This is a genomic window from Gordonibacter sp. RACS_AR49 (genome assembly GCF_030418435.1).
Classification (GTDB): Bacteria; Actinomycetota; Coriobacteriia; order Coriobacteriales; family Eggerthellaceae; genus Gordonibacter; species Gordonibacter urolithinfaciens.
Map to the genome: position 1 here is coordinate 46,821 of NZ_JAIUDM010000008.1, position 22,632 is coordinate 69,452.

Sequence of the window (22,632 nt, forward strand, 5' to 3'; positions counted from 1 at the left end):
TTGTCCATGATGCCAACGGTCATGGATAGTAGATCGCTCGCGGGCTGGAGGATGAGTCGGGGCGCCACGCGAAGGACGGCGCGTCGTTGCCGCGGGGGATCGCGTGCCAGCGGAGGATGCACCGGTTGGCGGGGCGGCCGTCCATCGTCTTACATGGCGGGGGAGGCATCTATAATCCGTGAAATCGTCGCCCGGGGTGCGGCGATTTTGCGCGAACTATCAGCCCTGATGCTATATTTGGGACGCCGGGGGCGCGCAGCGTCGCGGCTCGGCGCGTCTGAAGGCAGCGAGTGGGGAGGCACATATGGGCGAGGGAATCACGGCACGTTCTCAGCGGGTTCTCGCCGTCGCGCTCTGCCTGGCGCTCGCGTGGCCGCCCGCCGCGCCCGCCTGCGCCCATGCTGACGAGGCCCCGGCGGCGCCGGGGGAGCGCATCGCGGAGGTCGTGCCCCTCGAGGGCCCGCAGGTCGAGCGCGTCTCCGAGGTCGTGCCGCTCGAGGGCGCGCAGCCCGCTCCCGAGGAGGCCCCCGCGCCCGACGCCGGCGCCGCGCCGGAGGAGCCCGCCGCGCCGGCAGCCCCCGAGGGCGGCCTTTCGGCCTGGGCGGACGCCTCGCGGACGCGCACCGACGTGCCGCTTTCCGCCGACGAGCCGCGCGTGGCTGTGGGCACGCTCGTGAGCGGCGGGCTGGCCTTCGCGCTCAACAACGACGGCGTTACCGCCACGTTCGCGGGGTGGGCGGGCGACGCGCCCGAGGGCGTGCTCGCGGTGCCCGCGACGGTGGAGAGCGGTGGCGACTCCTACCGCGTGACGGGCGTGGGCGCCTCCGCGGGCGGCCTGCGCGGCTCGCGGGTGGAGGAGCTCGTCCTACCCGCCGGCGTCGAGGACGTCGACCCGCGCGCCCTCGAGGGCTGCCCGACGCTCGCCGCCGTGCGGGTGGACGCGGGCAACGCCGCCTACGCCTCGTTCGACGGCGCGCTCTACAACAAGGATTTGACCGCGCTCGTCGCGGTGCCGGAGGGCAAGGCGGGCACGCTCGCGCTGCCCGCCGCGGTGGACGACGTGCCCGCAGGCGCGCTCAAGGCCTGCGCCAAGCTCGGGGCGGTGAGCGTGCCGGACGAATGCGCGGCGTACTCCGCGCGCGGCGGCCTCCTGTACGACGCCGATGGAACGACCCTCATCGCGTGCCCGCCCGCCGCCGGCCCGGCCGTGGCGCTGCCTGCGGAGACGCAGAGCGTGGCCGCCGGCGCGCTCGCGGGCTGCACGTCGCTGCGCACCATCGCCCCGCGCGGAGCGGTGGCCGAGGTGGACGCGGAGGCCGCGCCGCCCGAGGTGCGCGAGAACGCGTCCGTGGCGCTGCCGGCCGGCGTGGACGTGCAGGAGGCGCGCACGGCCTGGGAGCGCGCGGGCTTCGCGCGCTTCGCCGAGGTCGCGCGCCCGGGTGACACGTGGACAGGCACGGCAGGCGAGGGCGGTGAGGCGGACGCGGGCTTCGCGTTCACGCTGCTCGACGACGGCACGGCCAGCGTGTCGTGGCGGGGAGAGGCCGAGCCGCCGGAGCGCCTCGAGGTTCCCGCGTCGGCCGAGAAAGACGGCGTGGCCTACCGCGTGACGGCCGTGGCCCCGCGGGCGTTTGCGGGGCGGGGGATCGTCGCGGTCGCGCTGCCCGCGTCGGTGCAGGTCGTGGGCGAGGGCGCGTTCGAGGGCTGCGCGCGGCTCGAGCGGGTCGAGCTTCCCGAGGGCCTCGCGACCATCGGCGCGCGGGCGTTCGCGGGCACGGCGCTCGCGGACATCGCGCTGCCGGCCTCGACGGCTTCGGTGGGCGCGGCGGCCTTCGACGGCTGCGCGGCCCTCGAGAGGATCGTGGCGCTCGGCGACGTGTCAGCACCCGACCCCGCCGCGCTCGACGGCTGCGCGGGCGTGGAGGTGCTCGTGCCCCGGCGCGACGACGGCGCCTACGCCTGGAATGTCGGCGTGCCCGCGAGCGGCAACCACCTGGCCCCCTACGGCGTGGCGCTCGCGCCCGAGCCGCTCGAGCTAGCGCCGGGCGGCGAGGCGAGCGCGCTCGAGGGAGGCTCGGCCTACGTGCCGGAGAGCTGCGCGCTTACGTTCGATTGTCCGTCGTCCGCCTTCGAAGTGGACGCGGAAGGCGTCGTGCGAGCCCAAGCCCCAGGCGAAGCCTCGGTGGCCGTCACGCTCGCCTGGGGCGACGTCGTGCTCGCCCGCGCCGAGCGCCCGGTGACGGCCGTCGACCCCGAAGCCGCAGCTGAGGAGCCCCTGCCGCTCCCCGTCCACGTTTTCGCCTCGCTGGCGAGCGCACCGGCGGCGACGGAGGTAGCTACGCCGCCGGCCGTAGGCACCCATTTCCAAGACAATCAGGGCGTATGGTATACGGTCAAGACGGCCGCCACCTACGATACTCCCGGAACCGTCTATACGAAAGGAAACGGATACGGCGACAGCCTTTCAGGGCCGAACAAAGACGTGGCGGGGGATATCGTGATACCCGAGACGCTTGTGAAGGACGGCTACTCCTTCACCGTGACGGGCATCGGAGACCACTCCTTCCGCGACAACGAAGTTCTCACGTCCATCAAGCTGCCGCGGAACATCGAGTACATCGGAACCGACGTGTTCTCGCAGTGCACATCGCTCGTTTCGTTCGATGCTTCCGCCGTGACGCGGTCGTGCGAATTGAGGGGGACGATGTATTTCCAGAATTGCCAGCGGTTGCAATCCGTCTCTTTCGGACGCGGCATACGCAACATGCCCCGATATATGTTTTACACTATAAGAAAAGGGATAACGCTGACTGTGCTAGGGAATATAATTGATTTTCACCCTGATTTCGTCAGTGACTACAATGGAATCAGCTCGGCAATCGTGTATCTGGCTGGCGGCGTGGTGGACGGAGCCACGTTCGATCAGCGGGCTGCTGAGTGGAGAAAGCTGCAATACAGGGGCGCACGTTTCAAGGAAATCAGGCTTGCGACCGAGGACGACCCTGAGCTCGGGCTGACGTTCTCCAAGGTCTCGGACACGGAGCTCTCCGTGTGGGCCACCGACCCGGCCACCATCGAGGTCGCGGCCATCCCGGCCACGCACCCGTTCGGCGGGGTTGACGGGTTCGCCGTCACCGTCATCGAGCAGGACGCGTTCAAGGACGCAAAGAACCTATGCTCGGTCACGGTGCCGGAGTCGGTGCGCGAGATACGCTCGGGGGCCTTCGCAGGCTGCGACAACGCGGACCTCGCCTCCATCGCGCTGCCCTCCACGCTCCAGAGCATCGGCGCACGGGCGTTCCAGGGTTGCACGGCGCTCGCGGGCGCGACCGTGGCCGAGCCCGGTGCGCTCCAGACGATCGGCGACTCGGCGTTCGAGGGGTCGGGGTTGCGGGCGTTCCAGATACCCTCGTCGGTGACGGCTATCGGGGCATGGGCGTTCGCGAACTGCGCCGAGCTGGCCTCGGTGAACCTCGACGTGGGCGAGTCACAGCTCACCTCCTGCGGGGCGTCGTGCTACGAGGGGTGCGTGAAGCTCAAGGCGCTCGCGTTCTCGAAATACCTCGCTGCCATCCCCGACTCGTTCGCCAAGGGGTGCGCGTCGCTCACAACCGTGTACTCCAACGGAGCCGTCGCCACGGTAGGCGCGTCGGCGTTCGAGGGGTGCTCCCAGCTCAAGGAAGCTCCCTTGTCGGACAAGATGGCGACCATCGGCGCCGCCGCGTTCTCCGGCTGCGCGGCCATGGCGGTGCCCACCCTGCCCAACGGCCTGATCTCCATCGGGGAGCGCGCCTTCGAGGGGTGCCGGGCTTTCGACAAAGTGGAAGTGCCCTACAGCGTGACGTCACTCGGCGCGGGCGCGTTCAAGGGGTGCGATCGGCTCGAGTCCGCGAAGCTGGGCGGGAGCATCACGGCCACGGCGGCGAAAGAGGGCGTCACGGTCGTGCCGGCCTCCGCTTTCCAAGGATGCACGGCGCTCTCCAAGCTCATATGCTATGGCGATGTGACTACTGTGGACAAGACGGCGCTTGATGGCGTCGAGACGTCGCGCTTGGAAGTTTGTCTACGCGGGGAAAGCGTCGAAGACGCGGCAAGCGCAGAGGAGCTTGCAAAGTGGAAGAACGTGTGGTCAAGTTGGACGTTCGCCGTTCTCAGTCCTTACGCGTTCGTAAACGACGTCAACGGGGCTCCCCACGACAACAAATTCTCGACCCTCGAAGCCGGTTGCCGGGTGTATATCGGCCCGCCGAAGGCTTGGGAAGGCCATGTCTTCGGCGGCTGGTACTCCGACAAGGACGTGTGGGAGGATCTATGGCCCAACAACGACAGCGGCCTTGATCCCCACGTCATGCCCGCGCACGACGTCACGCTGTACGCACGGTGGTTCGCCTCGGGATCGCAGGTGACCGACTTCCCGTTCACGTACACGCTCATCGACGGCGGCTCGCTGGAGGTGTCGCTCGCGCCGGGGGCCGAGTCGGTGTCCGTGCTGCGGGTTCCGAAGACCCATGCGTTCGACTTGGCGGGCGAGTTCCCGGTCACGCGCGTGGCCGACGGCGGGTTCGAGGGCGCGCTGGCCGTGAGGGGCGTCGAGCTGCCGGACTCGATCACCGAGGTAGGCGCGCGGGCCTTCAAGGGGTGCACCGCGCTCGAGGGTGTCACGCTGCCCGCGTCGGTGACGAAGGTGGGCGAGCGGGCGTTCCAAGGCTGCACGTCGCTCGAGCGGGCGGAGTTCGCGGCGCCTTCCTCGCTCGTTGAGCTGGGGGCGGGGGTGTTCGAGCGGTGCTCGGCGCTGCGGGAGATCGCGCTGCCGAAGGGGCTTTCGGCCGTGCCGAACGACGCGTTCTCGGGCTGCGGGTCGCTCGCGAAGGTGGGGTTCGCGAAGGACGCCGCGCTCACGTCCATCGGGGACTTGGTGTTCTACGGCTGCGCGTTCTCGGCCGTGCGGCTGCCGTCGTCGCTGCAATCGGTGGGGAAGTACGCGTTCGCGGGGTGCCCCAACCTGCAGGCCGCCGAGCTGCCCGACGCGGTGACGACGCTGGGGGAGGGCGCGTTCTCGTTGAGCTTGGCGCTCAAGGTTGCGTCGCTGGGTGCGGGCATCACGGTGGTGCCGGACAACGCGTTCTTCGGGTGCCCGCTTGAGACCATTTTCGCGGCGGGGCCTGTGACGACCATCAACAAGCTCAACTCGTTCAAGCTGGAGATCAAGGACACAGCCTACGTGGTGCTGCCCGACACGGCCGACTTCGACACGCGGGCGAAGGTGTGGACGGACGCCGGCTTTAAGAACGTGGGGCGCGTGCAGACGTCCTACAAGGTGACGTTCGATGAAAACAATCCCAGCGCGACGGAGGAGCCGGCAAAGACGAACCTCGCCTACGGCACGAAGCTCACGGCTCCCGATCCGCCGCCCACGCGCGAGGACTATATGTTCACCGGCTGGTACCGCGACGCGGCCGCCACGGCGCGCTGGGACTTCGACGCGGACGTCATGCCGCCCTACGACGTGGTGCTCTACGCCGGATGGCAGGCGGTCGACCCGGTGCGAGTGACGGTGCCCGTGGCCTCGCCCGTGATCGGCATCGACGCTTCGGGCGCCGTGACGGCCGAGGGCGGCGAGCGGGCGTTCCGCATCGAGTCGACCAGCTTGCAGCCCGTGCGCATCGCGTCCATCACGAGCACGGCCGCGCCGGGCGCGCTGTCGCGCCTGTTCCCCGCGGGCGGCTCGCGCGTGCGCCTCACGTTCACGGAGCAGCGGGACGGCGGGGACGTGAGCGCGTCGCCGCCCGCGTCGGTGGCACTGCCGGTGGACGGCGGCGCGTGGACGTGCACGCCCGGCTACGCGCCCGACTTCGTGGTGCCGACCCGGGTCTCGGCCGACGTGCCGTCGGTGTTGCGCGCCGACTTCGGCCTGGACATCCCCGCCGACGAGCCCCTCGCGTTCCTGTCCGGCGGCCCGCTGGATTTCGCCGAGGTGTCCTTCACCTTCGCGACGCTGTGAGCAGCACCGTCGCTCCGCCGTTGCTACGCCCGGTTGGCCTGGGCCTGCACGCAGGTGATGGCGATGACGCCCACGATGTCGTCGGCGGAGCAGCCGCGCGACAGGTCGTTCACCGGCGCGGCGATGCCCTGGGTGACGGGGCCGTACGCCTCGGCGCGGGCCAGGCGCTGCACGAGCTTGTAGCCGATGTTGCCGGCGTCCAGGTCGGGGAACACGAGCACGTTCGCACGGCCGGCCACGGGGGAGCCGGGCGCCTTCGACGCGCCCACGGAGCCGATGATGGCCGCGTCGAGCTGCAGCTCGCCGTCCAGCGCCAGATGGGGCGCCAGCTCCCGCGCGATCTCGGTCGCCTCCACCACCTTGGCGGCATCGGCGTTCTTGGCCGAACCATGGGTCGAATGCGACAGCAACGCCACGCGGGCCTCCTCGCCCATGAGGGTTTCCCACGACTTCGCGGAGTTCACGGCGATGTGCGCCAGCTTCTCGCTGTCGGGCTGCACCTCCAGGCCGCAGTCGGAGAAAAGGAACGTGCCGTGCGCGCCTAAGTCGCAGTCGGGCACGCACATGACGAAGAACGAGCTGACCAGCTTCACGCCGGGCGCGGTCTTGAGTATCTGCAGGCTCGGGCGCAGCACGTCGCCGGTGGCGTGGCAGGCGCCGGCCACCATGCCGTCGGCCAGCCCCTGCTTCACCATCATCACGCCGAAGTACAGCACGTCGTCCATGAGGGCCTCGGCCTGCTCGGGCGTCAGGCCCTTGTGGCGCCGCAGCTCGTAGAGGGCTGCGGCGAACTCGGCGCGCTCCTCGGCCGTGCGCACGTCCACGATGCGCGCGCCGTCCAGCGCGTAGGGGCTCGCCTCGATGGCTGCGGCATCGCCCAAGATGACGAGGTTCGCCACCCCTTCGGCCAAGATGCGCTCGGCCGCCTGCAGCATGCGCTCGTCGTCGCCCTCGGGAAGCACGATCGTCTGCAGGTCGTCCTTGGCGCGGGCCAGCATGGAATCAAGAAATGCACTCATCGGCACTATCCTTTCGCGTATACTATCGGAGCTCGCACGACGGAAGGCATGCGAAAAAAAACGATGGTTGTATGATAGCGTGCCCGCGGGCTGCGTTTTTCGGTAAACTGGCTTCTCGGTGCAATATGCGCATACTTCGGGCCGGGAGAGGCCCTACCGCTGGTATAGAGACTAAAGGAAGGTGCCCCATGGGTGTGCAGTACTGCGATTTCAAGGACGTCGACATCGACGAGGTGGACGCCCTCGTCGTGGGAAGCGGGTTCGCGGGCGGCGTCATGGCACGCGAGCTGGCCGAGCGCGGCGGCAAGCGCGTGCTCGTGGTGGAGAAGCGCCCGCATATCGGCGGCAACATGTACGACGAGGCCGACGAGGCCGGCATCCTCGTGCACCGCTACGGGCCGCATATCTTCCACACCAACGACGAGCGCGCCTTCGACTACGTGCGCCGCTTCACCGAGTGGCGCGACTACCAGCACGAGGTCCTGGCCGACTGGTACGGCACCTACCTGCCCGTGCCGTTCAACAAGAACTCCATGGAGATCGCCTTCGGCGAGGAGAAGGCGGCGCGCCTCACGGAGAAGCTCGTCGACACGTTCGGAGACGAGCGCAAGGTAACCATCACCGAGCTGCGCGCCCAGGACGACCCGGAGCTCTCCGAGATCGCCGACTTCGTCTACAAGAACGTGTTCCTCTACTACACGCAGAAGCAGTGGGGCCTCACGCCCGAGGAGGTGGATCCCTCCGTCACGGCGCGCGTGCCCGTGTTCGTGTCGCGTGACAACCGCTACTTCCAGGACGCGTTCCAGGGCATGCCCCTCCACGGCTACACCCCGCTGTTCGAGCGCATGCTCGACCACGAGAACATCCAGGTGTGCCTGGGTGTGGAGGCCGAAAGCGTGTTCGACCTGGAGTTCGAGAGCGATGACGAGGACGCGCCCCTGTCCGCCATCAACGTCAAGGACCGTCCGTTCACGGGGCCCATCGTCTACACCGGGCCGCTGGACGAGCTCTTCCTGTCGCGCTTCGGCCGCCTGCCGTACCGCAGCCTGGACTTCGTGTACGAGACGCACGACGCCGAGCACGTGCTGCCCTGCGGCACGGTGAACTTCACCGTGACCGAGGACTACACGCGCATCACGGAGTTCAAGTACCTCACGGGCCAGGAGGCCGGAAAGACCACCATCATGAAGGAGTACAGCCACTCCTACGACGACCCCAAGACGCAGACGCCTTACTACGCCATCATCAACGACGAGAACGCCGCGCACTACGAGCGCTACCGCGCGCTGACGAAGCCGCTGCCGAACTTCCACCCGCTGGGCCGTTTGGCCGAGTACCGCTACTACAACATGGACGTCATCATCGGGCGCGCGCTGGCGCTGGCAGACGAGCTGGTGGGGTAGCGCCGTGAAGACCATCTCCTTCGCCGTGCCGTGCTACAACTCGGCCGATTACATGGACGCGTGCATCGAGTCCATCCTGAAGTGCGGCGACGACATAGAGATCATCGTCGTGGACGACGGATCGACGAAGGACGACACCGCGGCCAAGGCCGATGCGTGGGCGGAGAGGCACCCCGGCATCATCAAGGCCGTGCATCAGGAGAACGGCGGGCACGGACAGGCCGTGAACACGGGCCTGGCCAACGCCACGGGGCGCTACTTCAAGGTGGTGGATTCCGACGACTGGCTCGACGAGGCCGCCATGCGCGAGATCATGGCCTACCTGCGCCGCCAGAACGAGCTCGAGGACGCCACGGACCTCGTGATCGGCAACTACGTGTACGAGAAGGTGTCCGAGGGCTCGCGCACCGTCATGCACTACCGCAACGTGTTCCCCGAGGGACGCGAGTTCGGCTGGGACGAGGTGGGGCACTTCGGCCAGAGCCAGTACCTGCTCATGCACTCGGTGGTCTACCGCACCGAGCTCCTGCGCGACATGGGTCTGGAGCTGCCCAAGCACACGTTCTACGTGGACAACATATTCGTGTACGTGCCGCTGCCGCACGTGCGCACCATCTACTACCGCGACGTGGACATGTACCGCTACTACATAGGCCGCGAGGACCAGAGCGTGAACGAGAGCGTCATGAAGGGCCGCATCGACCAGCAGCTGCGCGTGACGCGCCTCATGATCGACGCGGTGCTCCTGCCCGACGCGGTGCCCGAGAAGCGCCTGGAACGCTACATGGAGAACTACCTGTCCATGATGATGTGCATCTGCTCCATCTTCCTGCGCATGATAGGCACCGACGAGGCCGAGGACAAGCGCGAGGGCATTTGGGACTACCTCAAGGAGAAGAACCCCGAGGTGTACCGGCGCATCCGCCGCAGCGTGTTGAACATGGGCACGAACCTGCCCACCGGGCTCGGCCGCAAGATAGGCATCACCGGCTACCGTATGGCCCAGAAGATATTCAAGTTCAATTAGCAGGAAGGCGGCCCGCGGGCCGCCTTCCCCTATCCCCGGGGCGCGCGGGGCTGCTTCCGGCGGACGAACTCGTAAAAGGCGAAGATGATGGAGACGACGGTGAGCACGCACACGATGAGCTCCGCCATGTTGTTCGCGTAGTCGGTCTGGTCGGGGTAGAGCGCGCCGACGACGAGGAAGCCGGTGCACCAGATGAGCCCGAGGGCGAGGACGGTGCCCGTGGCGAACCGCATGAGGGTGGAGCCCTTCCTCCACAGATGCTGGTAGGCGGCCACCTGCTTTTCGGAATAGCTCCGCTTGCGGTGCAGGCGGTACTTCACTCCGCCGGCGACGACGCCGAACACCGTGCCGGCGGACAGCGCCGCACACAGGGTGACGATGAGTTCCATGGGAAACCTCCGAAGGTTGGGCGGGACGGGCGGTTGCGAGGTCGGCCGATGCGCGTCCCGCGCCGCGCCCGTCCTGGCCATGGTACCACGAAGCCGCCCTTCCCGGGCCGGGGCCCGGGCGGGAGAGGCGCCCTTTACGCCCCCAATCCGGCCACGACGGCGGCCAGGGCTATGACCACGCCCACGACCGACTCGCCACCCAGAAGGCCGCTCGCCACCACGAGACCCGTCTCTTCCTGCGCCTTGCGCTTCGCTGCTACCTCGTCGGGCGGCAGCAGCGCGCGTCGTCGCGTGCACACGGCATCGTAGGCCATCTTCGCCATGGCGCCGAGGAACGCGGTGAGCGACATGTAGAACGGCAGGTAGATGCCCAGGCCCAGCATCATGGCCGGCGCGCCCAGCAGGTAGAGCGCGAAGCCGACGGCCAGGCCGGCAAGGAACGCCGGCACGGAGGGGATGCCCGCCACCATGGTGGCCACGACGGACGCCTGCGCCGCCACGAACGTGCCCTGCAGGCCGAACGCGTCGGGCCCGTAGGCGGCCAGGAGCACGGCCATGACGGCCACGGCCACCACGGCGCCCAGCACGCCTCCCACGGCCTGCCCGATCCACTGTGCCCGCGGGTCCGTGCCCAGCACGTGGCCCGCCTTGAAGTCGTTCATGACGTCGCCTGCCAGGCCGCACGCCACGGCCACCACGCCGGCCACGAAGAAGAGCTGCACCTGCGCCACGTCGGCGAACGCGGCCACGACCAAGAGCACGATGAGGCCGAAGATCTCCATGGGGTCGATGCCGGTCTGGCCCACGCTCTGGGCGCTCATGGCGCAGGTCACGAACGCGAGCAGCACCACGACGACGCTCGGCAGCGCGCCCAGCCCCAGTGCGAAGCACAAAAGCAACGCCACGGCGGCCACGGCCAGCGCCGCGAGCCCTGCGGTGAGGCGCCGCTGGCGGCGGGTGGCCGGGCTTCCAGGCGCCTCACCGGCGACGGAGGCCGGAGATCCGGCATTCCCGAGGTTCACGGCCACCGAGCCGCGCGTGTCCTTGAGCAGCGAGACGGCCTTCGGCAGGATGTTCTTCGCGATGATGCCCACGCCGCAGCCCATCATGACGCCCATTCCCAGGCTCGACACGATGCCCTGCGCCCCGGCCGTGTCCCAAAGCCCTGCCGCGGTTCCGCCCACGATGATGCCGAAGTTGCCGATGAGCGCGCCGGCGAACCACACGGCCACCGCGCCGGTGCCTACGAGGAAGCCCACGGCAAGGAGCATGGGGGAGAGGTACACCCCGAACGCCACGCCCGGCAGGGCCACGTTGCCGAACAGCAGGGCGGGGATGGCGCCCAGCCCGTCCCGCAACGCCGTGAACAGGCCCGCAAGCCCCATGGCGCCGAACAGCTTCTTGCCGGTGGAGCCGCCGGAGTCGCCCGCGACGAGCGTCTGCGCGGCCGCCTGGCCGATGGGGTACTCAAGCTCCGCGTCCTCGATGAAGTGTCGGCGCAGCAGGGCCGTGCACACGAGGCCCAGCACTACGCCTGCCAGTGCCACGGCCAGCATCTGCCACCAGTCGATCTCCGCGGCGTGCCCGAGCATCCAGGCGCCGGGGATGGTGAACGCCAGCCCGCCCGCCACCATGGCGCCGGCCGACATGACCGTGTGCGTGACGTTCGCCTCGTTCAGGTTCGTGCGCCCGAGGGCCTTCAGGAAGAACAGGGAGATGATGGCGGCGAAGATGATGGGCCAGGGAAGCGCTCCCATCTTGAGGGCCGTGTAGGCCGATGCCGCGGTGATGATCGCGCAGCCGACGCACCCGATGGCGACGCCGCGCAGGGTCAACTGCCCCTTCAAGGCTTGCATGTTCCGCTCCTTCTCGTATATCCGCTTCCCCTCTCTTCGGGAAGTCGGGTTACTGATGAGACGGGTACAGTATAATCGGAGCGAGCGACGGAGAGCATCGTCAATTTCGCAGTATCGGGTAAAAAGGACGCAGCGCGGCCCGACGGGCGTGCAGGCGCGGAAGGCGAGGCAACATCATGGGAACGGATGTGCGGGAGGCGGCCGGCGACAAGTGGGCCGACGGCCTGCTGGCGGTCGACGTGGGGAACACCGTCACGCGGCTGGGGCTGTTCGACGGCGGAGAGCTCGTGGCGACATGGGAGGCCACCACGCCGGAGCGGTGCACGTCCGACGAGGCGCGCCTCGTGGTGACGGGCTTCCTCGATGCGCTCGCGCGCCGCAAGGGTGCCGGGGAGGGGGATGCGGCCGCTGCAACGGCCGCGTTTCGGCCGGCCGGCTCCATTCTCTCGTGCGTCGTTCCCGACCTCGTGGACGTGTGGGCGCGCGCCCTGCACGCGGAGTGCGGCCGCCGGACACTCGTGGTGGGCCCCGGCCTGAAGACGGGCATCAGGATGCGCTACCGCGACCCCGCCGAGGTGGGTCCCGACCGCGTGGCCGACCTGGCGGCCGCACTGGCCGACTACGGCGGGCCTCTCGTGGTGGTGGACCTGGGCACGACGACGAACTTCGAGGTGCTGGACGCCGAGGGCACGTTCGTGGGCGGCATCATCGCGCCGGGGCTGGCGCTGGGCGCGAAGGCGCTCGCGCAGGCTGCCGCGCGCCTGCCGCGCGTGGAGCTGAAGGCGCCGGCGTCCGTCATCGGCACGTCCACGCGCGAGGCCATGCAGGCCGGCGTGGTCATGGGCGAGGTCGCGCGCATCGACGGGCTGGTGGACCTGGTGCTAAGCGAGCTCGGCTGCGAGGCGCCGGTGGTGGTGACGGGCGCGGACGCGACCGCCATGGCAGCGCTGCTGCGCCACGAGGCGCGGGCCGACGACACGCTCACGCTGCGCGGCCTGCGGCGCCTCTACGAGCTGAACCGGAGGAGGTGAGCGCGGTGGTGGACGAAGCGCTCCTGGAGCAGTTGCGCGGCATCGTGGGCGTGGAGGGCGTGCATTGCGGCGCGCCCTTGGCGGAGATGACGACGTTTCGCATCGGCGGCCCCGCCGAGTGCTGCGTGGAGCCACGCACCGAGGACGAGGCGTGCGCCGTGGCGGCGGCCTGCCGCCGGGCGGGTGCGCGCTTCCGGGTGCTGGGGCTGGGCAGCGACGTGCTGGCGGCCGACGAGGGCGTGCGCGGCGTGGTGATGCGGTTGGCGGAGAACCTCTCGGCGCTGCAGCTGGACGGCGAGACGGTGCGCGCGCAGGCGGGATGCTCGAACGCCGATGTCGCCCGCGCCGCGTGCGCGGCAGGGCTCGCGGGCTACGAGTTCGCCAGCGGCATCCCGGGCACGGTGGGGGGAGCCGCCATCATGAACGCGGGCGCCTACGGCGGCGAGTTCAAGGACGTGTGCGCCTCGGTGCGCTGCCTGGCCCCCGACGGCAGCGTGGAGGAAGTGGACGCCGAGCGGGCGGAATGGTCGTATCGCCACTCCATGATGGATGGCGCGGGCTACGTGGTGCTGGCCGCCACGCTGGTCCTGCGCCGGGACGACCCGGCTGCCGTCCAGGCGCGCATGGACGACCTCGCGCGCCGCCGTGCCGAGAAACAGCCGCTCGAACTGCCCAGCGCCGGCAGCACGTTCAAGCGCCCCGAGGGATGCTTCGTGGGACAGCTCGTGCAGGAGGCGGGCCTGCGCGGCTACCGCGTGGGCGGCGCGCAGGTGTCCGAGAAGCACACGGGCTTCGTGGTGAACGCGGGCGGCGCGACGGCTGCCGACGTGCGGCGGCTCATCGCCCACGTGCAGGCGCGCGTGCGCGAGAGCGCGGGCGTGGAGCTCGTGCCCGAGGTGCGCCTGTGGGGGTTCGAGGAAGAGAAAGAGGAAGAGGTAAGCCGTTCATGAAGATAAACCATGCCATCCTGCACGTCTTCGACTTCGTGTCGTGCGTGAACGTGTACGCCCAGGAGGAGCTGGACCTGGCCAGCAAGAACGCCAAGCGCTACGTGACGAGCCACGCGAAGAAGGCGCTCGGCAACATGGACGCCAAGCGCGGCGAGTTCGCCGAGGACAGCCTCTTCGCCGAGGAGCTGCGCGCCTACTTCCGCGGGCAGCGCGACTTCGTGGGGCTGTCCGTCCAGGTAGCCGAGTTCATCGCCGGCGAGCTGGGGCGCATGGAGAAGTCTGAGTCGGCCGACCTCCTGGTGCTCGACTTCGAGGACGATCCCGACACCACGGTGCGCGCGATGGACGACGAGGAGGCCGCTGCCGCCTACGAGGCCCGGGGCAAGCGCTACTTCGCGTTCATGCTGCTGGAGAGCCGGCAAGCCTACATGCACGAGGTGGGCTACGGCGAGAGCGGCGCGCAGCGCGTGGACGTGGCGCGCCACCATGCCATCCTGCCGAACCCATCGCAGAAGGTGGCGTCGTTCGCGGTGGTCGAGTCCAAGACGCTCGGCGTGTCGTTCTGCGACAAGGAACGCGAGATCGCGGGCGAGCGGCGCTGGCTCATCCCCGACGGCCTTCTGCAATGCTCTATGGAGGCTTCGAGCAAGGAGGTGTTCGACACGGTGACGCGCCTGGTGGAGGAGGTGGCCGAGGAGTACGGCGCCAACTCGACCGTGGCGCTCTCGAAGGCGAAGGCCTACGTGGCGGAGAACGCTGCCGAATCCGACGAGCTGGCCCCGTGGGATCTCGGCGAGGAGGTGTTCGAAGACGAGCCCCTGCAGCGCCGTTTCGAGGAGGCGCTTGCCGAGGAGGCCCTTCCCGAGCGCGTGGTGGTGGAGAAGAACGTGGCCAAGCGCGTGGCGAGGAGCCATAAGATACGCACCGACACGGGCATCGACATAACCTTCCCCGCGGAGCTCGGCGAGAACCCCGAGTTCATCGAGTTCGTGAGCGGCCCGAACGGCCTCATCAACATCGAGCTCAAGAACATCGGCAGCATAGAGAACCGCTGAGGGGACGCCCCGGTGAAGGTAGGCCGCCTGTCGCACGCCGTAGTGCGACAGGCGGCCTTACCGCACGGACCGCGTGGAGTGGTTCTCGAGGTGCCCGCCGCAATCGCCCACCACCAGCTTTCCGCTGGCCTCGTCCCAGTCGAAGTAGATGCGGACGAAGCTCGGGTCCTTCTGGTTCCCGGTGCTCGACTTGACGTGGGGCTCGATGAAGATGTCGCGCCCCTGGTACACGTCCTTGCGCGATGCCATGGTCTTCGGGCTCTTGCGGGTCATGCGGCCCTCGCCGCGTGCCAGCGAGAAGGTGGAGCGGCTGTTGAACTCGCGCGCCATGTCCACGCTCTCGCTGCCGGCGTAGAGCGGGTGCAGGATAGTGCACATGTCGTGGATGGCGGCCCACAAGACGGCGGAGTCCGTGCGGCACTCGCCGCACGAGTCCCATCCGCGTTCCGTGAAGTCTATCCGGTCGGGGAACGCCGCGACGGCGAGTCGGGCGGTTTCCTCCGCCGTGGCCGGGGGGAGGCGCCGTGCGGCGCGGACGATCTCGGCAAGCCGTCCTTCGCCATCCGACGCGGACGCGCCGGCGAAGGCGGCCTCGTAGCTTTGGCAGCGGGCCCGAAGGTTGTGGACCTCCTCCCTAAGCTGGCTGTTCTCTTCCCTGGCCAGATCGCTCTCCTGCTTAAGGGCCTCGGTTGCCTCCTCGGCGGACAGCATCTCCTCGAGGGCCTCGTCCTGGAAGCGGCGCTTGAGCTCGGCGATGCGTCGTTCGCGCACGGATTCCCGGTTGAGGTGCTTGACGTCGTCGACACGCAGCATGCTCTGCCAGAAGTGGACGTCTTGGGCGAGCGCGCGTCTCAGCATGTCGACCACGTAGTCCTCGCCGTGCTCGCGGATGATGGAAGCGGCGACGAACCGATGGCGCGCGTGGTCAAGAGGCTCGTCTACGCGCGGCTGCGTTGCGTAGACACGGACCGCGCCACCGAAGCAGGCAAGGCGTAGGGGCTCGAGCAGGCTGTTCATTGCCTCTGCTGCTTGGAGGCCCGTTGCGTAGCACACCAACGCGTTCGGTCCCAGCGCCCGGTGGAGTTCGTGCGGGTCGACGAGCGGTTGCCCGAGAGTGCCCGGGCTGGCGAACACGACGGGTATGCCGCGGTCGGTGTTCACGATGATGCCGAGCATCTCCTGCGCGTTCTCCGACCCTACTTCGACGGGGCCGGACTTGACATTGATGCCCGACACGGTGCAGTCCAGCGCGTCGTCTTTCAGGAGGTAGTCGACGAGCTTCGGGATGCTGCGGCCCGGCACGGCCTGCAGAGGGCCGATGAAGCCCGCCCGGTCGCTATACGACAAAACGAGGGAGAAGGTGCCCTCCTCGAGGCTGCGTCCCTTGAACCCGACCTCGGTGAGCCACTGGCGGGGAGCGCTGCCGTCCTTGAGATCGACGTTCTCCGCAAACCGGCATGCCCATGTGTACACGCCCTCTTCGATATGGAGCGACGAGTACATCTCCACGTCCGCCCCCTCGGCCTTGGCACGAGCCCCGTTCTTGAGGGAGGTCCAGGTGGCGTTGTCGCAAGGGAAGCGGTACGACGATCTGCGCGCCTTGTCGGCGATCCATCCGCGGATCTTCAGGACGACGGACCAGAGGGCGTCTTGCCCCTTCGGCGCCAAGATATCGAACTCCGTCTTGTAGAACATGGTGCGGTTCAAGTCGAGCATGCGTTCCTCCTTGCGCAAAGCGCCTATGCCACCCCGTTCCGAGGCGCCGGCAACCATCTTAACATGTCGACCGGCGCGCTCGGAAAAGCGGGGTTCCCGGGTCCTAGCGCGGGGAAATGGCGATCCCTAGATCGCGTCGGCGCGCAGGGCCTCCACGATGCTGCCGGCGCGGGCGCGGGCGAGCGCGTAGGCCACGCTCAGGGCGAGCACCGCGAGCACCATGCCCACCGCGGCGCCCACGTAGGGCCATGGCAGCGAGAACGCGAGGCCCTCGAACGCCAAAGCCGTGGCCTGATGGAGCGCCCACGCCACGGCGGTCGCAGCCGCCAGGCCGATCGCCAGGCCGCGGGCCGCGTAGCTCGCGCACTCGCAGGCGAGCATCCGGGCGAACGCCCGGCCCCCCATACCGACCGACTTCAGCACCGCGAACTCGCGCGTACGCAGGATGATGCTGTTCGCCAGCGTGTTGAACACGTTCGCCACCGCGATGAGCGCCATGATGACGGAGAAGCACATCACGAACAGCTGGATGGCCTGCGTCATCAGGCGGTCCTGGCGCGCGCCCTCCGCGAGGTCGGTCACGAAGAACGAGACGCCGTCGATCCCCTCGGCCAGCGCCTCCAGCTCCTCGGCGGCCTTCGCATGGTCGGCGGCCTTGAAGGAGAAGCTCGCGAACGAGTACGTGAAGGGGCTCGCGAAGCGGTCGTCCGCGGGAGCGGCAGCCGCGCTCTCGGGCAGGATGAGCGCGGGGAACTGGCTGCTCGCGCCCAGGGCGTTGAGCACGTCGGGCTCCCCGTCGGCTAGCGCGCCCACCTTGATCCCGACGCCTGTCGCCACGTCGTCGAGGGGAAGGGCCTCGATGCGCTGGGGGTCCTCCGTGTCAAGGTAGCCCGCGACCAGCCCGCCGTCGGGCCCCTCCCGAAGGCTCAGCGTGGAGAACCCCTCGCGCCCTTCGATGGCGAACAGGTCGACATCGCCCGTGGCGGCGAAGGGCGCGGTCGAGACGTAGGTGCCGTCCATGAGCGTTTCCTGGAACGTGTTCAGGCCGATGGCGCGCGGGTTGCGAGGATCGCAGAACGCCGCCTCGTCCTGGCCCAGCTCCGCCACGAGCGAGCGCCATGAGGCGTCGTCGAGGTAGAACAGCGCCACCGAGCCGAGGTAGTCGCCCTGCGCGTTGAAGCTCGGGGCGCTGTACGCGCCGTTGCGCTCGGCGTCGATGCGCTCGCGCGCCTCCTTCGCCTCGGGCGAGATCATGCTCGCGGGCACGACGGCCTCGGCCTGCCCCTGGCGCGTGGAGCCCAGGAGCTCCACCCCTTCGACGCCGCGCGCCTGCTCGAGGAAGCGGTCGAGCTCCTGGGCGTAGGAGTGCAGGTCGACGGTCGATCCCCGGTCGTAGGTGCCCACGTGCGCCGACACCGTGACGTCCGCCTGGCTCGCCGCGCCGCCGCGCCCGACCCGGTCGGAGATGGGCGCCAAGGCGTCCGCCAGGCTGCCGGTGGCGACGATGAGAACGACGCTCACCGCGAGCGACGCCACCACGGTGCGTCCGCGCGACGCGGAGCGCGAGAGGTTGCGGTGCGCCACGAACCCCGGCAGGCCGAAGAGCCTCCCGTGCCAGCCGAGCTTGACGGACGTGCCCTCCCCGGCCGAGGCGCGCCGCGCGGCGCGCTTGGAAAGCCGCACGTCCTGCGTCTGCCGTATGGCGTCGACGGCCGACACGCGGCTGGCGCGCAGGGCCGGCGCCCACGCGCTCGCCACGAGCGTGGCCAGCGAGAGCGCGGCGGCGGCCGCCAGCACGAGCGGGTCGACGCGCACGGGCACGCCTTCGATCCCGCTCACGAAGGAGGCGAACGCCTCCTGGGACACCGCGAACGCCCCGGCCGTGCCGGCGACGCCCAGCACGAGCCCCAGCGGCACCCCCACGAGGCCCAGCACGAGCGCCTCGGCGAGCACCGTGCGCCGCAGCTGCCGCCTTGACGCGCCGAGCGAGGCCAGCAGGCCGAACTGGCGCGTGCGCTCGGCCACCGAGATGGCGAAGGAGTTGTAGATGAGCGACACCGACGCCGCCACGATCACCACGGCGAGCACGGCCGCGACCATCCAGAGCGTGCCCCAGATGGGCCGTCCGTCGGAGATGCCGAGGTACGTGAACAGGTTCCCGTGGTACAGGGTCGCGTCCGAATCGGGAAGGCCCGTCGCGTCCTGGAAGAACGCGTGCATCTCCTCGACGCTGCCGATGCCCCGCGTCACGACGTACGCGCCCATCGTCGCGTCGTCCTCGCCCTCGCCGATGCCCGCAGGGGAGCCGGCGGCGTTGATCGCGACCGAGGAGTACGTGGCCACCGCGTAGTTGTTCGCCAGGAAGGGCGGCTGGCGCTCGTAGAACCCGGTCACCACGAGCGTGCGCGTGCGCGGGTCGACCACGGCCTCCTCGCCGCCGTCGCCGAGCGTGCGAACGCCCAGGTCGGCCGTCACGGACGATCCCACCGCGATCGGGCCGTCGGAGCGCACGCCGCCGCTGCCGTCGGCCCCGAGCGTCTCGCCCTTGAGGTAGTCGGGCAGGATCACCTCGTCCGCCGTCTGCGGCATGCCGCCCTCCACGAGCTCGGGCATGACGGCGTAGGGCGCGCCCATCGGCTCGTCCGACCCCTTCGCCACGGTGGGCATGCTCTTCAGGGTGAGGAAGTCGCCCAGGCTGTTCGCGTCCTCCTTCGACAGCGCCGCCGTGCCGCCCTTCGTGAACGTCATGAGGTCGCTCACCTTGTCGCTCTCCGCGAGCGCGCTGACGTCGGACGCCGTCAGCTCGGAGGAGAACACGTGCCACGAGCCCTCGGTGTCCATCGTCCGTTGCAGGAGCGCCGCCTGCATGCTGCCCACGCTCGTGAGCACGGCGGCCAGGAGCGCGGTGGAGAGCGCTATGCCCGCCACGGTGACGGCGGTGCGCACGCGGTTCTTCGCGAGTGAGCGCAGCGTGAAGCGCGTGAAGATGCCCATGCTAGCGCCGCCTCTCGTCCGAGGCCACGCGCCCGTCCTCGATGGCGATGACGCGGTCGGCCGCGCAGGCGATGTCCTCGTCGTGGGTGATGACGACGAGCGTCTGGTCGAAGTGGCGGTTCGAGTCACGCAGGAGCGCCATGATCTCGCGGGAGTTGCGCGAGTCGAGGTTGCCGGTGGGCTCGTCGGCCAGCACCACGGCCGGCGCGTTCATGAGGGCGCGCCCGATGGCCACGCGCTGCTGCTGGCCGCCGGAGAGCTGGTTGGGCAGGAAGCCCTCGTGGCCGCGCAGCCCCAGGCCGTCCAGAAGCGTGCGCAGGCGCTCCTCGTTCACCTTGCGCCCGTCCATGAGCACGGGCAGCGTCATGTTCTCCACCACGTTGAGCACGGGGATGAGGTTGTAGAACTGGTAGACCAGCCCCACCTCGCGCCGGCGCAGCACGGCGAGCTCCTCGTCGGAGCGCGCGTACACGTCCGTGCCGGCCAGGCGCACGGTGCCCGACGTGGGGCGGTCGACGCCGCCCATGAGGTGCAGAAGCGTCGACTTGCCGGAGCCCGACGAGCCCACGATGGCCACGAACTCGCCTTGCCCGATGGAGAGCGACACGTTGTCGAGGGCCTTGAGCGCCGTCGCGCCCTGCCCGTACACCTTCGTCAGCCGCTCGGTGGTCAGGATGTCCATAGGTTTCGCCTTTCTCGCCCGGTTCTCTACGGACAGTGTCCCATCGCGGCCTTTCGGCGACGTGAACCCCGCATTACGAAATAGTCACTTTGGTTCTGGGCCTTACCTCGCGCATCCCTGGTCGCCCACCCTCACACCACCATCTTGGGAAACGCGAAGTCGAAGCGCGCGCCGCCGACCGCGCGGTCGTTGCCGGCGCGCAGCGTCCCGCCTTGGGCGACGGTGAGCGAGCGCGCGAGCGAGAGCCCGATGCCGAAGCCCTCCGATCCCGCGCCGCGGTAGAAGCGCTCGAACAGGTGTGGCAGGTCCTCTGCCGCGATGCCAGGGCCCGTGTCCGTGACGCGCAGGCGCAACGCCACGGCGTCCTCATGCGCGCTCACGTGCACGCGCCCGCCGACGGGCGTGTGCTCAAGGCAGTTCTTCAGCACGTTGCCGAGCGCCTCGGCCGACCAGGCGGCATCGCCCGCGAACGACGCGCCCGGCGCCACGTCCGCCTCGAAGGACACGCCGCGCAGGTCGAACGCGCCGGCGAGCGGGGCGAACGCGTCGCGCACGAGGCGCTCCACGTCCACGGGAGCGGCCTGCACGCGGATGGCCCCGGCGTCGGCCTTCGCCAGCTTGAGGAGCGTCGTCACGAGCCAGCCCACGCGCTCAACGAGCGCCTCCAGCTCGCGCAGCACGGCCACGCGCTCGTCGGGGCCCTCGGCGTCCTCGATGGCGGGCACCAGCAGGCCGATGGCGGTGAGCGGCGTCCTGATCTGGTGCGACACGTCGGCGAGCGCATCGGCGAGCGCGGCCTTCTCCTGCCCGAGGCGATCGGTGGCTCCCGCGAGCGCGGCCGTCATCTTCGCCAGCTCGTTCTTGAGAACGGCCACGTCGCCCTCGCGGTAGTCCGCGAAGTCGATGCGCCGGCCGCCGTGCAGCACCTCGTCCACCTCGGCGGCCAGCCGCGCGATCTCCCGGTAGCGCCGGGCCGAGAGCGCGGTGAAGAGTGTGCAGGCGAGGGCGAGGGACGCCAGCGCCGCAAGCCCCGCGCCCGGCCCGGCGAGCGTCCACGCGAGTGCGGCAACGACGCCGAGCACCGCGGCCAGAACGGCGAGCTCCACCGCGAGGGAGCGGTTGCGCAGAAGGCTCATCGCGCGCCGCCTTCCGCGACAGGGCCCGCCTTGTACCCGAGTCCGCGCACCGTGAGCACGAGTTTGGGGTTTGTCGGGTCGTCCTCTATCTTGTCGCGCAGGCGCTTCACGTACACGTTGAGGGTGTTGTCGCTCACATACTCGCCGGCGCTGTCCCAGATGGCGTTGCGCACGTGCTCGCGCGTGACCAGGCGCCCCTGGCTCTGCGCGAACAGGAGCAGCAGCCGGTACTCGAGCGCGGTCAGCTGCACCTCGGAGCCCGCCTTGCGCACGGCGGCCGCCGTCGGATCCACCTCAACGTCGCCCAGGCGCAGCGCGGCGGACGCGCCGGAGGTGCGGCGAAGCACGCTTTTCACGCGCGAGAGCAGCTCGCGGGCGCGGAAGGGCTTGGCGATGTAGTCGTCGGCACCCATGTCGAGGCCGGCCACCGTGCTGTACTCGTCATCGGAGGCCGTGAGGAAGATCACGGCTGGCGCGGGGTCGGCCGCCTTCGCCGCCGCGCACACGGCGAACCCGTTGCCCTGCGCGAGTGCGATGTCCACGAGGGCCAGGTCGAACCGCTCGCCTGCCAGCAGCGCCGCGGCGGCGTCCTGGCCGTCGGCGTGCTCGGTCTCGTAGCCCTCCCGGCGCAAGAGGTCGGTCAGGCTGGCCACGATGGCCGCGTCGTCTTCCACGATGAGTATGCGCATGCGCTCGGCTCCTTCTCCTGCGGGCGTTTCCGAACACGGTAGCAGAAAACGCGCCGCCGCGCAGCGAGGAGGGCTGCCGGGAGCGGCTTCTATGCGCTTGGCATCTGACTTGGAGCGACACGGTATGGGCGGCTCCGGCACGATGGGCGCGCATGGCGAGAAGGGGCGGGAAGGCGAGGAGGCGGTGGACTGCGCGTTACGGGAGCCGGTTGAGCGCCCGGTCGATCGGCGGCAGCGCGGTGTAGGCCACGAGGACCCCGATGACCGCGCCGAGCGCGTCCACGAGCCAGAGCACCGGGACGGACTCGAAGTCGGCGGTCCCCAGGGCAACCTCTCCCACGATGGCGAGCAGCCCCGTGAGGGCGAACGCCATCGCACATGCCCGCTTGAGCTCCGCATGCTGCCAGAGCGCGTTCACCAGGAGGAAGGCGAGCAAAAAGGCGGCGAACATGCGGGGGATGGCGGGCCAGAACACCACGACCGCCGCGCCCCAGGCAACGGCGGCCGCCCATCGCCCGGCGACGACGAACGGCCGCAGCTTCGAGCGGTCGGAGGGCGCGGGGGCGTTACCTGATGTCTTGCGAGATTCCATGCCCGCCAGCGTACCGCGGACTTCTAGCGCCGACCCCTCTGCGCCCAACCGGTCGCGCTCCCGTTGACTGCCCATGAACGCGCCGTTGCCTC

General features: G+C 69.6%; 15 protein-coding genes. 6 read left to right on the forward strand and 9 right to left on the reverse strand.

The annotated features are described in order from the left end of the window. The first annotated feature begins 304 nt into the window (after positions 1-304). Positions 305-6,001 carry a leucine-rich repeat protein gene (locus tag LB310_RS12255; protein ID WP_301155111.1) on the forward strand — a complete coding sequence of 1,899 codons (5,697 nt, stop codon included), beginning with the start codon at positions 305-307 and terminating at the stop codon, positions 5,999-6,001. Between the two features lie 23 nt (positions 6,002-6,024). Here LB310_RS12255 and pta read toward each other — a convergent pair whose 3' ends face one another. Further along, a complete protein-coding gene (gene pta, locus LB310_RS12260) occupies positions 6,025-7,020 on the reverse strand; it encodes a phosphate acetyltransferase (RefSeq protein WP_123673562.1) in 996 nt (331 codons plus the stop codon). A 188-nt stretch (positions 7,021-7,208) separates the two neighbouring features. Here pta and glf point away from each other — a divergent pair, with 188 nt between their 5' ends. Both glf and LB310_RS12270 read left to right on the forward strand, forming a co-directional pair. Next, on the forward strand, positions 7,209-8,423 hold the full coding sequence (gene glf, locus LB310_RS12265) for a UDP-galactopyranose mutase (RefSeq protein ID WP_301155112.1): 1,215 nt from the start codon (positions 7,209-7,211) through the stop codon (positions 8,421-8,423). A gap of 4 nt (positions 8,424-8,427) precedes the next feature. Beyond that, positions 8,428-9,450: a glycosyltransferase family A protein gene (locus tag LB310_RS12270; protein WP_087189838.1), complete on the forward strand. Its 1,023-nt coding sequence runs from the start codon at positions 8,428-8,430 to the stop codon at positions 9,448-9,450. Positions 9,451-9,479: 29 nt separating this feature from the next. On the opposite strand, the gene LB310_RS12275 is transcribed toward LB310_RS12270, so the two are convergent. Next, on the reverse strand, positions 9,480-9,839 hold the full coding sequence (locus LB310_RS12275; protein ID WP_202914309.1) for a hypothetical protein: 360 nt from the start codon (positions 9,837-9,839) through the stop codon (positions 9,480-9,482). A gap of 134 nt (positions 9,840-9,973) precedes the next feature. Next, positions 9,974-11,695 carry an OPT/YSL family transporter gene (locus LB310_RS12280; protein ID WP_301155113.1) on the reverse strand — a complete coding sequence of 574 codons (1,722 nt, stop codon included), beginning with the start codon at positions 11,693-11,695 and terminating at the stop codon, positions 9,974-9,976. A 176-nt stretch (positions 11,696-11,871) separates the two neighbouring features. On the opposite strand from LB310_RS12280, the gene LB310_RS12285 reads away from it, so the two are divergent. Genes LB310_RS12285 through LB310_RS12295 form a run of 3 tightly spaced genes read left to right on the forward strand, consistent with a single transcriptional unit; the run spans position 11,872 to position 14,731 of the window. Beyond that, complete coding sequence (locus LB310_RS12285) at positions 11,872-12,726, forward strand: type III pantothenate kinase (protein WP_157006801.1); 855 nt, start codon at positions 11,872-11,874, stop codon at positions 12,724-12,726. Positions 12,727-12,749: 23 nt separating this feature from the next. Then, positions 12,750-13,676 carry a UDP-N-acetylmuramate dehydrogenase gene (gene murB, locus LB310_RS12290; protein WP_238386188.1) on the forward strand — a complete coding sequence of 309 codons (927 nt, stop codon included), beginning with the start codon at positions 12,750-12,752 and terminating at the stop codon, positions 13,674-13,676. Then, complete coding sequence (locus tag LB310_RS12295; protein ID WP_087189835.1) at positions 13,673-14,731, forward strand: nucleoid-associated protein; 1,059 nt, start codon at positions 13,673-13,675, stop codon at positions 14,729-14,731. The genes murB and LB310_RS12295 overlap by 4 nt, the downstream gene beginning before the upstream one ends. 57 nt (positions 14,732-14,788) lie before the next feature. Here LB310_RS12295 and LB310_RS12300 read toward each other — a convergent pair whose 3' ends face one another. The 6 genes from LB310_RS12300 to LB310_RS12325 all read right to left on the reverse strand — a co-directional run bounded on the left by LB310_RS12300 (position 14,789) and on the right by LB310_RS12325 (position 22,615). Next, the gene (locus LB310_RS12300; protein WP_301155114.1) at positions 14,789-16,447 is read right to left on the reverse strand and encodes a hypothetical protein; all 1,659 of its coding nucleotides are present in this window, start codon (positions 16,445-16,447) and stop codon (positions 14,789-14,791) included. A 126-nt stretch (positions 16,448-16,573) separates the two neighbouring features. Further along, entirely contained in the window at positions 16,574-19,441 is a 2,868-nt protein-coding gene (locus LB310_RS12305) for an ABC transporter permease (protein WP_301155115.1), read from the reverse strand. 1 nt (position 19,442) lies between these two features. Then, a complete protein-coding gene (locus LB310_RS12310) occupies positions 19,443-20,123 on the reverse strand; it encodes an ABC transporter ATP-binding protein (RefSeq protein WP_301155116.1) in 681 nt (226 codons plus the stop codon). A gap of 131 nt (positions 20,124-20,254) precedes the next feature. Next, the gene (locus tag LB310_RS12315; protein ID WP_301155117.1) at positions 20,255-21,259 is read right to left on the reverse strand and encodes a sensor histidine kinase KdpD; all 1,005 of its coding nucleotides are present in this window, start codon (positions 21,257-21,259) and stop codon (positions 20,255-20,257) included. After that, complete coding sequence (locus LB310_RS12320) at positions 21,256-21,948, reverse strand: response regulator transcription factor (protein WP_301155118.1); 693 nt, start codon at positions 21,946-21,948, stop codon at positions 21,256-21,258. The genes LB310_RS12315 and LB310_RS12320 overlap by 4 nt, the downstream gene beginning before the upstream one ends. A 196-nt stretch (positions 21,949-22,144) precedes the next feature. Continuing rightward, positions 22,145-22,615, reverse strand: a complete 471-nt coding sequence (locus LB310_RS12325) for a hypothetical protein (protein ID WP_301155119.1) — start codon at positions 22,613-22,615, stop codon at positions 22,145-22,147. Between the last annotated feature and the right edge of the window lie 17 nt (positions 22,616-22,632).